Raw genomic sequence first — 13191 nt, 5'->3', positions numbered from 1 at the left:
TCCAGCTCGGTAGGCTGGGGGCCGGAGGTGGTTGGACCATGCCGGTCAAGGCTGGGGAACGATTGGATCCGGAGGCGACCAAGGCCAGGATCCTGAGCGCGGCGGCGGACGTGTTCGGCCGGAGCGGGATCCACGCGACCGGGATGAACGAGATCGTCGAGGCCGCCGGCGCGTCCAAGCTGACCATCTACAGGAACTTCGGATCCAAGGACGGCCTGGTCGAAGCGGTGCTTGCCGACCGCACCCGACGGGTCCGCGCCTGGTACAACGCCGCGGTCGAGCAGGCACCGCCCGGCCTCGACCAGATCCTCGCCGTCTTCGACCTGGCCGCAAGTTGGTACGCCGAGGCCGGGTTCCGCGGCTGCGCGATGATGAACGCCGCGACCGAGGACCGTGGCCAGGACGGCGCGCCGCGACGGCTCGCGCGCGAGCATCTCGCCTTCTACCGCGCGCTTTTCGAGCGCTTGCTGACCAATGCCGGGGCTCGCGATCCCGAGCGGACCGCGCGGCAACTGGTCGTCGTACTGGAAGGCGCGACGCTGATCAGCGCGGTCGACCAGGATCCGGAGCTCGGCGCGGAGGCCCGGGTCATCGTGGAGACCCTGCTCGAGTCGGCACTGTAACCGCGACCAGGACACAAAGCAGTCCCGCTCCGACCGCGAGCGCCAGCGCTACGCCAGCGTGGCCCCGAACGCGAGGTACCCGCACAGGACCGCGACCTACAACCGTCGTACCGGAACAGCCATGGCTGAGCTGGTACCGCTTGTTATTATGTCTGCCGCGGGCGATCCAGGAGAACGACCTCACACGCGTAGTGCTGCGAGGCCGTCATCTCACCGCGGAACCAGAGCAGCGGGACACGAGCCGGATCGCCGGGCGCGACGATCGGCCGGAGATTGTCGACCGCGGAGTTCTCGGTCACCGGCGTCCAGGTCTCCCCGGCGTCGTTCAGGCGCGCGTGGAAGATCTCATGGTGCTTCAGCGCGGCGCCGTCGCGCGGGTCGATCGGTGTCGAGACGTAGACCGAGTCGAGGTCGTACGGGTCGATCGCGACGAGGCCGGTGTAGTCGTTCTCATGGACCAGCAGGCCGTGGCCGGCCTTCGCCAGTTGCCGCACCTGCCACGTGCCGCCCGGAGCGAGGCGCGCGTAGAAGAAGCGGTGGTCCGGCACCGGGTGCTGTCGCGCGAACGCGTCCTCCGGCTTCTCCGGTACGTCGTGGCGCGCCAGCAGGACGGCCGCGAGACATCCGTCGTCGCCGCGACGGATGTCGACGGTCCAGCAGTGCGTCATCGGCTCGCCGTCCCAGACCGAGTCCGCGGCGAGCACCGTGGTCAGCTCCACCTGCGACGGCGCGTCCGCGTCGAGCGCTTTGGCGTCCACCACCGTGCCGTCGGTCCGGTGCAGAGCACCACCCTCCAGATAGCCGTGGTAGATCGAGTTGTTGTAGTCGCGCGGGTGGTGGTCCGTCGTGATGAGGTCGACGCGCTCAGGTGTCGAGACGTAGCGCGTGTAGCCGTTGACGTATCCGACCTTCGGGCGGGTGAACAGCTTGCCGGCGTACTCCCAGGTGTCGCCTTCGTCGTCGGACACCAGAGCGCACGGGTCGTCGTTCACCGCTCGGGCGAAGCAGTAGAGGCGGCCGTCGAGCTCATGCAGGTTCGAGTACGTGACACCGCGGCCGCCGGTGAACTCGCTCCAGTCGAACGTCTGCTCCGGTCCCCACGTGCGCGGATCGCCGGGCTCACTCACCCGCCACCGCGTCAGGTCGTCCGTCTTGTGCTTGGTGTACACCGCCAGCCAACGACCGTCCCGCCGCCGCCACAGCGCCGGTACGTCGTGGTCGTCCGCCTCGAACCGCTCGTGCAGTACGACGACCTCGCTCGTTCCGGACCGCAGATCGACCAGGGTCAGCTCGACATTGCCGGCCCGCTCGTCCCCGTCAGGCCCCTCCGGCGCGGCGATCGAACCGGCGACCAGCACACCGCCGTCCGGATCCACCACCGCCCGCTCGTCCTGGAACCAGCACCAAGCACCGTTGTCATTGATCACCCGAGGCGCATCCATGGTCGCCCAGTGTTGCAGAGATCAGCCGCGTTGGGTAAGCGCTTGCCAGCATGTGGGCAGGATTGTCCGGAGGCCGTGCGAGGATCGGGACATGCCGATCGATCAGCACCTTCTCCTCGCGTTCCTGCTGACCGCGACGATCGCGATGATCACGCCCGGGCCGGACATGCTGTTCATCCTCGGCTGCGGGATGCGCAGCGGGCCGCGGGCCGGGTTGCTCGCGACGGCGGGTGTCGCGACAAGTGAGGCGGTGCATGTCGCGGTGGCCGCGGCCGGTTTGGCCGCGTTGTTCGCGGCGGTGCCGGTGGCGTTCGCCGCGGTCCGGATCGTCGGCGCGGCGTACCTGATCTATCTCGGGGTGCAGATGATCCGGCACCGCAACGACGCCATCGACGACGCGCCGGCCGGTGCGGCGATGTCGGGGCGGAAGGCGTACTTCACCGGCCTCACCACGAACTTGCTGAACCCGAAGATGGTGACGTTCACGATCGCGTTCCTGCCGCAGTTCGTGGTGCCGGACCACGGTCGGGTGTGGCTGCAGTTCGCGGTGCTCGGCGCGATCCTGATCGTGCTCGAGTTCCTCGTCGACGGCACGGTCGGGCTGCTCTCGGGGCGGATCGGCGGCTGGCTGCGCGCTCGCCGTACCGCCCGGCGCCGGATCGACACGGCGACGGGCGGCATCTTCATCGGCCTCGGCGTTCGGCTCGCGTTGCTGCGGTAGAGCTTCAGAAGGTCCTTCAGACCAGACCGAAGCCGCCGGTCCAGGAGACCTTCTCACCGATCGCGAGGGTGAGCTGAAGGAAGCCGAGGGCCTCGAGTTCGCGAGCGCGCTTCAGCGACCCGGCGTCGACCGCCTTCAGACCGCCCGCGGACACGATCCCGGCGAACTGCGCCTTGGCGCCGGCGTCGTCGCCGGCGATCAGGACAGTGGTCGGGACCTGACCCGCCTGCCCCGACGCGACCGTCGCCGCGAACGTGGTGTTGAAGGCCTTCAGCACCTTGGCCTCCGGCAGCTTCTCGGCCAGCTCGGCAGCCGCCGAACCGTCCGCGGGAACGACGAGCGAGTCGAACGTCTCGAAGTTCAGCGGGTTGGTGATGTCGACGACGACCTTGCCGCCCAACTGGTCGGCGCGGTCGGCCAGGACCTGGTCGATCGCCGGGTACGGCACCGCGAGGATCACGACGTCGCCGGTGACCGGCTTGTCCTTGTCGGTGGAGTTGAACAGCTCAACGGTGTTGCCGCCCTTGGCAACGACCGACGAGATCGCCTGCCCCATGTTGCCGCTGCCGATGATGCTGACGTGCGTCATGCTCTCGCTCCTTTTGGTTGTACCTTCAACCATCACGATAGCGCAGAATAGTTGTAGCTACAACCATTAGACTGTTGTCGTGAGCACACGCTGGCTGGACGACACGGAGATGACCGCGTGGGTGCGGCTCGCGGCCGTACTCGAGCTGCTGCCCGGCGTCCTCGACGCCCAGCTGCGACGCGACGCGGAGCTGACGCACTACGAGTACTACGTGATGGCGATGCTCTCCGAGGCGCCGAAGCGCACGCTCCGGATGACCGCACTCGCGCAGCGGACCAACGCCACGCTCCCCCGCTTGTCCCACGTCGTGAAGCGACTCGAGGACCGCGGTCTGATCGAGCGCTTCCCTTGTCCGGAGGATGCGCGCGCGACGAACGCCCGCCTGACCGCCGACGGCTGGAAGAAGATCCGTGCCACCGCCCCCGGCCACGTCGCGACGGTCCGGCAGCACGTCATCGACGTACTCACCCCCGACCAGATCACCCAACTGGCCGGCATCACCGAGGCCATCCTCGGGTCGGTCGACCCCGACGGCAAGCTCGGCGACGTCTACCGCCGCTGACCCTTAAGTTGCCTCAAGCAACTGCTTGAGCCGGGCCAGATCCTTGGTGTTCGCCCGCCGCATCGACGCCGCCATCAACGGCGCCGCGACCCCGGCGAACCCCTTCGGCTCGCCACGGTTCCGCAACGTCATCCGCGTCGCGCCGTCACCGGCCGGCGACCACTCGTAACTCGTCTCCATCGGGAACGGCCCCTGCGCCGTACACATCACGAGGCGACTGCCGGGGACCAACTCGGCGACCTCATAGGTGTACGCGAGCCGCCTGCCCAGAAAGTGCGCGACGAAGTCCATCCGCGATCCGACCCCGACCGGCGGCTCCGTCTGCCACACCACCGACTCGATGTTCGCGTACCACTCCGGCGCGTTGGACGGATCCCCGACGTACGCCGCGACTACGTCGACCGGCCGCGCAATCACCGTCTCCGTCAACACATCGACAGCCATCGTTCCTCCTCCGAGCACTGTACGACGACCTGTCGTGTATCGCGGCGGCCTGTTGATGACTCCGACTGGTGAGGGGGAATCATCATGAGCAACACACTCGAACCACATCGGCGGCGGACCAGGACCGTACGGCGCTCCCACCGTCGGCTGATCGTCGCCATCAACATTGCCGAGGCGCTCATCGCACTGCCGTGCCTCGTCGCGGCGTACGGCCTGGCAGAACACCTGGTCGCGGCGCAGGAGGCCGTCGGCCCACACCATGTCGCGAGCCGCACAGTCATCCCGGGGCTTGTCGCGGTCACGCTGAACATGAGCCTGCTCATCGTCGGCGCTGCCGCCGGGGCGGTCGGCAGCGTCATCCAGCAGAGCATGACCTTCGCCCGTACGAGCAGCCCGAATCACCAGGTCGCGTGGTACGTCATGCGCCCTCTCTGGTCCGCTCTCCTGGCCTCAGTCTCGGTCATCGCCGTCAATACCGGCCTGATCAGCATCGGCGACGAGTCCACCTCCAGCGCCGGCGTAGCAGTCCTGGTCCTCACCGGCGCCCTGACCGGCCTCTTCACCGACCAAGCCCTGACCCGCCTCCGTCGAATCCTCACCCGCCAACCACGCGGAGCCGGTACATAACCAGGCGCTCGGTGCGATCGGCCGGGGCCCCGACAACGTGCCATCCGTTCAGAGGCGTCGTACGCGCAGTACGGCGGTCAGCAGGGGGAGGGTGAAGTCGTTGTGGGCGGTCTCTGGTTTGGTTGCGAGGAAGGCGCGGATTCGGGTCAGTGTTGCCGTTCGGTCCTGTTCTGGCATTACCAGTAGGCCTGCGCGGGTGGCGAGGGTTGCGACGAGGGAGTCCGCCGTACGGCGTTGGCCGTGGGGGAACTCGAGCTGCTCCGGATCGCCGAAGCGGGCTGCGCCAGTCCTTGGAAGGTGCATGCCGGCCGTCTCGGCGCGCCAGCTGGCGGGCGTGTCACGCGGACCGATGGCGGCGCTCCCGCTGACCCTCGTGAGCCCTTCAACCCAACCGACGCTGTCGTCCATGACGTTCCACAGCCCGGCCAGGATGCCGCCGGGTGCAAGAACCCTGGCGATCTCAGGCCCCGCAACAGCTCCGGCCGATGCTCCGCATACGCGACCGCCGCCGTTCCGAACGAAGAAGCATGAACCGACCGCTCACCCTCATCCACACCCCGACGCTACGCCCCCTAGGCTTTGCCGTTGTGACGGACAGCTTTGATCCAGTGGCGTACAACCGTGCCGCCTGGGACCGCGAGGTGGAGAACAGCAACGAGTGGACCCGGCCGGCCGGGGCGGAGGTCATCGCCCGGGCACGGGCCGGCGATTGGTCCGTCGTCCTGATCGGCTACGAGGCAGTGCCGCGCGACTGGTTTCCGGCTGAACTGGCCGGCGCCGAGGTGCTGTGCCTGGCTTCCGGCGGCGGGCAGCAGGGGCCGGTGCTCTCGGCAGCGGGCGCGGCCGTGACGGTACTGGACAACTCGCCTCGGCAACTGGATCGCGACCAGGAGGTCGCCACCCGCGAGGGACTGGCCGTCCGTACCGTGCTCGGCGACATGCGCGACCTGAGCGTGTTCCCCGATGCCTGCTTCGATGTCGTCTTCAACCCGGTGTCCAACGTGTTCTGCCCCGATCTTGCACCGGTCTGGCGGGAGTCGTTCCGCGTACTGCGCCCGGGCGGAATCCTGATGACCGGGTTCCTGAACCCTGACATCTTCATCTTCGACGTCACGGCGTTGGAGGAGCGGGACGAGCTCATAGTGCGCCACCCGCTCCCGTTCAGCAGCCTTGATCTGCCGGACGACGAGCGGCAGCGCTCGTACGGGACCGGGCCGATCGAATACAGCCACTCACTCGCCGGGCAGATCGGCGGCCAGCTCGCGGCAGGCTTCACCCTGACCCACTTCGAGGAAGCCCCGCACCACGCGGATGCCACGGCCCGGTACCTGCCTGGTTACTTCGCCACCCGGGCCGTCAAGCCGTAGCCGAGACAGTTGCTTGCGGCAACAGTCAGCGGAAGTCCCGGGATTTGGTCCGGGCGGCCAGGGGGAGGCGTTGGAGGTGCTCGGCGGAGAGGTTGGTGACTTCGCCGGCGCGTTCTACCCGGCCGCGGATGATCAGGGCGGCGGCGTTGCGGGCTACGGCGGCGTGGTGGTGCCAGCAACCGACGGTGATGACGATGTTGGCCATGCCGGTTTCGTCTTCGAGGTTCATGAAGGTGACGCCGGAGGCGGTGGCGGGGCGCTGGCGGTGGGTGACGACGCCGGCTACCCGGACGCGGGCGCCGTTGGGGGCTTCGCGGAGCTGGGCGGCGGACAGGATGCCTTCGGCGCGGAGTCGTTCGCGGACGCGTTCCATCGGGTGGGTGGAGGTGGTGATCGAGGTGGACCACAGGTCGGCCATGTCGGCTTCGATGTCGCTCATCCCGGGCAGCGTCGGTGGCGGGCCGGCCGCGGTGATCCCGGCGAGCTGACCCGGACGCTCCTCGGCTGCGCGGCCCGCCTCCCACAACGCCTGCCGCCGGTCGAGGCCGAAGCAGTCGAACGCGCCGGCCGTCGCGAGCGCCTCGACCTGGGCCGCGGTGATCCCGGTACGCCGGACCAGGTCGGCCATCTCGGTGAACGGCCCACCCCGCTCCCGCTCCTCGACGATCAGCTTCGCGCCCTTCTCCCCCACCGTGCGCACTTCGGACAACCCGAGCCGGACCGCGAAAGCCCCGTCCCGCCGGTGCACAGTCGTGTCGAACGGCGCCTTCGGGTCGAACGGGCCCACCAACGGCTGCGGATCCGCCAAACAGCCCGGAGAACCGGTCGGCCCGTTCAGCTCCTGCCCGTCGACCAGCAATTCCAGCCCCGCATCGACCCCGGACAGATGCAGCTCCGGACGCCGTACTTCGACACCGTGACGGCGGGCGTCGGCCACCAGGGACTGCGGTGAGTAGAACCCCATCGGCTGCGCCCGCAGCAATGCGGCCAGGAAGGCGGCCGGGTAGTGCAGCCGCAGCCACGTGCTGGAGTAGACGAGCAGGGCGAAGCTGATCGAGTGCGACTCGGCGAATCCGAAGTTCGCGAACGCTTCGATCTTGTCGTAGATCTCGTCGGCCAGGTCCCCGGTGATCCCGTTGCCGGCCATCCCCGCGTACAGCTTGTCCTTGAGTGACGAGATCTTCTCGATGCCGCGTTTGGATCCCATCGCCCGGCGGAGCAGGTCGGCCTCGTCGCCGTCGATCTCGCCGACCGCCATCGCCATCTGCATCAGCTGCTCCTGGAACAGCGGCACACCCATGGTCCGCTCCAGCACCGGCCGCAGCTTCGGGTGCAGGTAGGTGATCGGCTCCTCACCGGTCCGGCGGCGGATGTACGGATGGACGGCGCCGCCCTGGATCGGGCCGGGCCGGATCAGGGCGATCTCGGTGACCAGGTCGTAGAACCTCCGCGGTTTCAGCCGCGGCAGTGTCGCCATCTGGGCGCGGGACTCGACCTGGAACACCCCCACCGAGTCCGCCCGGCAGAGCTGGTCGTAGACCCCCGCCTCCTCCCGCGGGATCGTGTGCAGCTCCCACGACTCGCCGATCTCCTCGCGGACCGTGTCCAGGCAGTACTGCAGCGCGGCCAGCATGCCGAGCCCGAGCAGGTCGAACTTCACCAGGCCCATCCAGGCGCAGTCGTCCTTGTCCCACTGCAGGACCGTCCGTTTCTCCATCCGGGCGTGCTCGATCGGCACCACCTCACCGACCGGGCGCTCGGTCAGCACCATCCCGCCGGAATGGATGCCGAGGTGCCGCGGGAACTTCAGCAGCTCGGTCGCCATCGACACCACCTGCGGCGGGATGTCGTGCTCGGTCGAGGTGACCTCCGGGCTCCAGCCGTCCACCTGCTTCGACCACGCGTCCTGCTGGCCGACGGAGTAGCCCAGCGCCTTCGCCATGTCGCGGACGGCGGACTTCGGGCGGTAGGAGATCACATTCGCCACCTGGGCGGCGTTGTGCCGGCCGTACTTCTCGTAGACGTGCTGGATGACCTCTTCGCGCCGGCCGGAGTCGAAGTCGACGTCGATGTCCGGCTCCTCGGCCCGGGTAGTGGCGAGGAACCGCTCGAACGGCAGGTTGTAGAGGATGCTGTCCACCGCGGTGATCCCGAGCGCGTAGCAGACCGCCGAGTTCGCCGCCGAGCCGCGGCCCTGGCAGAGGATCCCGTTGTCGTGCGCGAACCGGACGATGTCCTCGACGATCAGGAAGTACCCCGGGAAGCCCTTCTCCGCGATGACGTCGAGCTCCCGCTGCAGCCGCTCGTAGGCATCCGGCCGCTGCTCACGCGTCCCGTACCGCCGGGCGGCGCCGGCGAACGTCAGCTCCCGCAGCCAGGACATCGGGCTGTGGCCGTCGGGCACGTCGCGCAGCGGCAGCTTCGGCTTCGCGCGGGCGAGGTCGAACGCGAGCTGGTCGGCCAGCGTCACCGAGCGCGCCACGGCCCCGTCGAACCGCCGGAAGCGGGCTGTCATCTCCGCGCCGGAGCGGACGAACGCCATCCCGCTCGGTGGCAGCCAGCCGTCCATCGAGTCCAGATCGCGCCGCGCCCGGACGGCGGCCAGCGCCGCGGCCAGCTTGTGCTGCGTCGGCGTCGCGTAGTGAACGTTGTTTGTGGCAACGACCGGCAGGCCACGGTCAGCCGCCAGGTCGGCGAGGATCCGGTTCCGCGTGGTGTCCGCGGGCAAGTGGTGGTCGATCAGCTCCACGACCACGCGATCTTTGCCGAACAACCCGGTCAGCCGATCCAGCTCGCGCCCCGCGGCGGCCGGACCGTCGGCGTGCCCGCCGAGCTCCAGCGCCTGCCGGACCAGCCCCTTACGACAGCCGGTCAGGATCACCCACTCATCCCGACCCGCGGCAGCCAGCTCCTCCAGGTCGTAGACCGGCTTCCCCTTCTCTCCACCGGCGAGCTGCGCCTCGGTGATCGCCCCGGCCAGCTTGTGGTAACCGTCCTGCCCCTGCGCCAGCACCAGCAGGTGACTGCCCTCGGGGTCGGCCACGCCGTTCTGCGGGCCGGTCAGCCCGAGCGACAGCTCCGCCCCGAAGACGGTCGGCAACGAGTACGCCGCGGCGGCCTCGGCGAACCGCGCCGCGCCGTAGAACCCGTCGTGATCGGTCAGCGCCAGCGCGTGCAGCCCCTGGCGGATCCCGGCCTCCACCAGGTCCTCCGGCTGGGAGGCGCCGTCCAGGAAGGAGAAGTTCGAATGCACGTGGAGCTCGGCATACGGCACCGCGTGCTCCGGCCGGACGGCCGGCGCAGGCACATACGGCCCGCGGTGCTGCGACCACGCCGGGCTGTCACCGCCGTCACCCGTCACCGGCCGTCCGCCATGGCTGCCGGGGCGGGAGCGGTCCGACAGCTTGCGCTCCAGCTCCGACCACTTGATCGGCGGATTGTTGTAGCCCACGCACTACATATTAGAACACCTGTTCGATCACGCAAAATCGATGGCCGCGACGGCGATCAGCTTGGTACGGTGCCGTGGTCCGTGACACCACACCTGGAGGTGATGCCCCCATGAACGCTGCGAAGCAATGGGTGCTCCCCCTGTCGTGGTCACGGGCGGGCGACTGACACAGGTGTCAGCCGGGAGCGCCGCGACCAGCTCCCGAAGGGAAACACCTATGTCCAGATCAGCAGGCGGCATCGAAGTCGAGGGCACCGTCATCGAGTGCCTCCGCAACGCCAACTTCCGGGTCGAGCTCACCAACGGCCACCGGGTCCTCGCCCACATCAGCGGGAAGATCCGGAAGAACTACATCAAGATCGTCCTCGAGGACCGGGTCCTGGTGGAACTCAGCCCCTACGACCTCGACCGGGGCCGGATCGTCTTCCGCTACCGGAACTGATCGCCTATCGCACACACCTCCCGTCGACATCAAGACTAGAACATATGTTCGATCAGGCGCTAATCTGAAAACATGCTTGGTCGGTTCACGGTGCGCCCGTCCGACGACGGATCCAACAGGTTCGGCGTCTGGGACGGTGCGGTCAACGGGTGGCGTGCAACAGGGATCGACGACGAGGAGAAGGCCTACGAGCTGGCCTCCGATCTCGACGTCCAGTACGACGCCCACGGTCCCCGGGCGGCCGATGCCGTCCGCCACGTCGACCCGGCACAGCCGGTGCAGCGCGCCGCCTGGGCCACCGGGGAGCTCGACGTCTGGATCCGGGACAACGGCGAGTGGCTGGGTCGGGTCCGGGACAAGAACGGTCACATCACCTGGGTCCCGGGCACCGACCTCCGCCCACTCTGACGGCCCGGCCTGTTCCCGCCATCGGTCGCCCGATGCCAAACTCCGGAGAGGACGACAGGCATGACGGGAGGCGCCATGGCGATGACCGTGCAGCAACTGTTCCGCCGCAAGCCGGTTCCGGAGATGTCGCAGGAGAGCGGCACCGACACCGGCCGGAGCGAGCTGGTCCGATCGATCGGACTCTTCCAGCTGTCGATGTTCGGCATCGGCGCCACCATCGGCACCGGCATCTTCTTCGTTCTGGCGCAGGCGGTCCCGGTCGCCGGCCCGGCGGTGATCTGGTCGTTCGTGATCGCCGGTGTGGTGGCCGGACTGACCGCGATCTGCTACGCCGAGCTGGCCGGCGCGGTCCCGGTGTCGGGTTCGTCGTACTCGTACGCCTACGCGACGCTGGGCGAGCTGCCCGCGATCGGTGTGGCCGCGTGCCTGCTGCTCGAGTACGGCGTATCGGCGGCGGCGGTCGCGGTCGGCTGGTCGCAGTACCTGAACGAGTTGTTCGACAACCTGTTCGGCTTCACCCTGCCGGACAAGCTGTCCCAGGCGCCTGAACAAGGCGGCGTGTTCAACCTGCCCGCGGTCATCCTGGTCGCGCTCTGCGCGCTGCTGCTGATCCGCGGCGCGAGTGAGTCGGCCACGACCAACGCGGTCATGGTGTGTCTCAAGATCGGCGTGCTGATCCTGTTCGTCGTCCTCGGGCTCAAGGGCTGGAACGCCGATAACCTGTCGGACTTCGCGCCGTTCGGCATCACCGGGATCACCTCGGCCGCCGGCATCATCTTCTTCTCCTACATCGGCCTGGACGCCGTGTCGACCGCCGGTGAGGAGGTCAAGAACCCGCGGCGGACGATGCCGCTGGCAATCCTGATCGCGCTCGTCACGGTCACCGGGCTCTACATCCTGGTCACGCTCGTCGCGGTCGCGGCGCAGCCGGCGGACCAGTTCGAGGACCAGGAGGCCGGGCTGTCGGCGATCCTGGAGAAGGTGACCGGATCATCCTGGCCGGCCACGGTGCTGGCGGCCGGCGCGGTGATCTCGATCTTCAGCGTCACGCTGATCGTCATCTACGGGCAGACCCGGATCCTGTTCGCGATGGCACGCGACGGGATGATCCCGGAGCTGTTCCACCGGGTGAACCCGCGCACGCACACCCCGGTGCCGAACACGCTGATCGTCGCCGTGCTGATCGCGCTGCTGGCCGGGCTGATCCCGATCAACTTCCTCGCCGAGATGACCAGCATCGGCACGCTGGTCGCGTTCCTGGTGGTGTCGATCGGCGTGATGGTGCTGCGTCGTACCCACCCGGAGCTGCCGCGTGGCTTCAAGGTTCCGGGGTATCCGGTCACACCCGTCCTGTCGGTCCTGGGCTGCCTGTGGATCATCAAGGACCTGCGCGCGGTGACGATCTACGTGTTCCTGATCTGGCTCGCCGTCGCCCTCGTCTGGTACTTCGTCTACGGCTTCAAGCACTCGCACCTCGGCCGGCACGAGCACGTCGGGCTGATCCACGACGAGGACGAACCGCAGCCATGACGATGATCGTCGGCTACGCCTCCGACGAGCGGGGGAAGGCGGCCCTGCAACTGGCGGGCATGCTGGCCCGGTCCGCCGGCGACGACCTGATCGTCTGCAGCGTCGTACCCGCGCCGTGGATGCCTGGGATGGCGCGGGTGGACGCGGAGTACCAGGGCTTCCTGGCACAGGGTGCCGACCAGGCGCTGGAGCGGGCCCGGAGCTTCCTGCCGGACGACGTCCCCGCGACGTACGTCCGGCACAGCGCCCGGTCGGCGCCGGCCGGGCTGCTCGAGATGGCCGAGCAGAACGACGCCCGGCTGATCGTGCTCGGCTCGTCGTCGGCCGGCGCGTTCGGCCACATCGCGCTCGGCAGCGTCGCCGACCGGTTGCTGCACAGCTCGCCTGTCTCGCTCGCGCTGGCCACGCGCGGCTTCCGGTGCCCGGCGGATCGCAAGGTGTCCCGGGTGACCGCGGCCTTCGGCGGCACCGGGACCGCCGAGGACCTCGTCCTGGCGGCCGCCTCGATCAGCGCCGACGTCGACGCATCGTTGCGGATAGCAACGTTCGCGGTCTGGGCCCGGCCCGCCTACACGACCAGGCTCGGCACCGACTCCGAGGACCTGGTGACGCAGGAGTGGCGGTCCGAGCTGGACAAGGCGGTGGCCGCCACGCTCGCGCAGGTGCAGGACCTGCCCGGGCACCCGCGCACGGTCGAGACGGTGATCGGCTCCGGTACGACGTGGGCCGAGGCGATCGACGAGGTCGGCTGGGAAGCGGGCGACGTGCTGGTGGTCGGGTCGAGCGAGCTCGGACCGGTCGCGCGGGTCTTCCTGGGATCGCGGGCGACCAAGATCCTGCGGCACTCCCCCGTCCCGGTGCTGGTCGTCCCGCGCCGGCGGGCCGAAGAACTGGCCGGACAAGCTGCTGAGGACTGACCGAACTCACCCACGACGAGGACAAGCCACGGCGACGCATCCCCTCGAGCCGCTGGACGAGCACGAGT

Annotated in this window: 14 protein-coding genes; 9 read left to right on the top strand and 5 right to left on the bottom strand. The window is 68.8% G+C overall.

Annotation, left to right across the window (positions count from 1 at the left end; genetic code table 11):
• The first annotated feature begins 38 nt into the window (after nucleotides 1-38).
• Nucleotides 39-623 (top strand): TetR/AcrR family transcriptional regulator, encoded by a 585-nt coding sequence (locus ACIA58_RS21600; RefSeq protein ID WP_396405519.1) that lies wholly within the window; start codon nucleotides 39-41, stop codon nucleotides 621-623.
• A 146-nt stretch (nucleotides 624-769) separates the two neighbouring features.
• On the opposite strand, the gene ACIA58_RS21595 is transcribed toward ACIA58_RS21600, so the two are convergent.
• The gene (locus ACIA58_RS21595; protein WP_396405518.1) at nucleotides 770-2065 is read right to left on the bottom strand and encodes a BNR-4 repeat-containing protein; all 1296 of its coding nucleotides are present in this window, start codon (nucleotides 2063-2065) and stop codon (nucleotides 770-772) included.
• Nucleotides 2066-2156: 91 nt separating this feature from the next.
• Here ACIA58_RS21595 and ACIA58_RS21590 point away from each other — a divergent pair, with 91 nt between their 5' ends.
• Nucleotides 2157-2786 (top strand): LysE family translocator, encoded by a 630-nt coding sequence (locus ACIA58_RS21590; RefSeq protein ID WP_396405517.1) that lies wholly within the window; start codon nucleotides 2157-2159, stop codon nucleotides 2784-2786.
• Nucleotides 2787-2802: 16 nt separating this feature from the next.
• Here ACIA58_RS21590 and ACIA58_RS21585 read toward each other — a convergent pair whose 3' ends face one another.
• A complete protein-coding gene (locus ACIA58_RS21585; RefSeq protein ID WP_396405516.1) occupies nucleotides 2803-3375 on the bottom strand; it encodes an NADPH-dependent F420 reductase in 573 nt (190 codons plus the stop codon).
• A 79-nt stretch (nucleotides 3376-3454) separates the two neighbouring features.
• On the opposite strand from ACIA58_RS21585, the gene ACIA58_RS21580 reads away from it, so the two are divergent.
• Nucleotides 3455-3937, top strand: a complete 483-nt coding sequence (locus ACIA58_RS21580; RefSeq protein ID WP_396405515.1) for a MarR family winged helix-turn-helix transcriptional regulator — start codon at nucleotides 3455-3457, stop codon at nucleotides 3935-3937.
• A 3-nt stretch (nucleotides 3938-3940) separates the two neighbouring features.
• On the opposite strand, the gene ACIA58_RS21575 is transcribed toward ACIA58_RS21580, so the two are convergent.
• Nucleotides 3941-4381: an SRPBCC family protein gene (locus ACIA58_RS21575; RefSeq protein WP_396405514.1), complete on the bottom strand. Its 441-nt coding sequence runs from the start codon at nucleotides 4379-4381 to the stop codon at nucleotides 3941-3943.
• Between the two features lie 84 nt (nucleotides 4382-4465).
• Here ACIA58_RS21575 and ACIA58_RS21570 point away from each other — a divergent pair, with 84 nt between their 5' ends.
• Nucleotides 4466-5008 carry a hypothetical protein gene (locus ACIA58_RS21570; protein WP_396405513.1) on the top strand — a complete coding sequence of 181 codons (543 nt, stop codon included), beginning with the start codon at nucleotides 4466-4468 and terminating at the stop codon, nucleotides 5006-5008.
• A gap of 48 nt (nucleotides 5009-5056) precedes the next feature.
• Here the strand turns inward: ACIA58_RS21570 and ACIA58_RS21565 are convergent, their stop codons facing one another.
• Nucleotides 5057-5311 carry a hypothetical protein gene (locus tag ACIA58_RS21565; protein WP_396405512.1) on the bottom strand — a complete coding sequence of 85 codons (255 nt, stop codon included), beginning with the start codon at nucleotides 5309-5311 and terminating at the stop codon, nucleotides 5057-5059.
• 284 nt (nucleotides 5312-5595) lie between these two features.
• Between ACIA58_RS21565 and ACIA58_RS21560 the strand changes: the two genes are divergently transcribed.
• Nucleotides 5596-6375 (top strand): class I SAM-dependent methyltransferase, encoded by a 780-nt coding sequence (locus tag ACIA58_RS21560; RefSeq protein ID WP_396405511.1) that lies wholly within the window; start codon nucleotides 5596-5598, stop codon nucleotides 6373-6375.
• Between the two features lie 25 nt (nucleotides 6376-6400).
• Here the strand turns inward: ACIA58_RS21560 and ACIA58_RS21555 are convergent, their stop codons facing one another.
• Nucleotides 6401-9826 (bottom strand): error-prone DNA polymerase, encoded by a 3426-nt coding sequence (locus ACIA58_RS21555; protein WP_396405510.1) that lies wholly within the window; start codon nucleotides 9824-9826, stop codon nucleotides 6401-6403.
• A gap of 217 nt (nucleotides 9827-10043) precedes the next feature.
• On the opposite strand from ACIA58_RS21555, the gene infA reads away from it, so the two are divergent.
• The 4 genes from infA to ACIA58_RS21535 all read left to right on the top strand — a co-directional run bounded on the left by infA (nucleotide 10044) and on the right by ACIA58_RS21535 (nucleotide 13123).
• Nucleotides 10044-10268, top strand: a complete 225-nt coding sequence (infA, locus tag ACIA58_RS21550) for a translation initiation factor IF-1 (RefSeq protein WP_396405509.1) — start codon at nucleotides 10044-10046, stop codon at nucleotides 10266-10268.
• A 72-nt stretch (nucleotides 10269-10340) separates the two neighbouring features.
• Entirely contained in the window at nucleotides 10341-10676 is a 336-nt protein-coding gene (locus ACIA58_RS21545) for a hypothetical protein (protein WP_396405508.1), read from the top strand.
• A gap of 60 nt (nucleotides 10677-10736) precedes the next feature.
• Nucleotides 10737-12206, top strand: a complete 1470-nt coding sequence (locus tag ACIA58_RS21540; RefSeq protein ID WP_396405507.1) for an amino acid permease — start codon at nucleotides 10737-10739, stop codon at nucleotides 12204-12206.
• Nucleotides 12203-13123: a universal stress protein gene (locus ACIA58_RS21535; protein WP_396405506.1), complete on the top strand. Its 921-nt coding sequence runs from the start codon at nucleotides 12203-12205 to the stop codon at nucleotides 13121-13123. The genes ACIA58_RS21540 and ACIA58_RS21535 overlap by 4 nt, the downstream gene beginning before the upstream one ends.
• The last annotated feature ends 68 nt before the right edge of the window (nucleotides 13124-13191 follow it).

Source organism: Kribbella sp. NPDC051586, assembly GCF_044453965.1.
GTDB lineage: Bacteria > Actinomycetota > Actinomycetes > Propionibacteriales > Kribbellaceae > Kribbella.
Note: the sequence above shows the minus strand (reverse complement) of the source record. Positions and strands in the feature narration are given on the sequence as shown.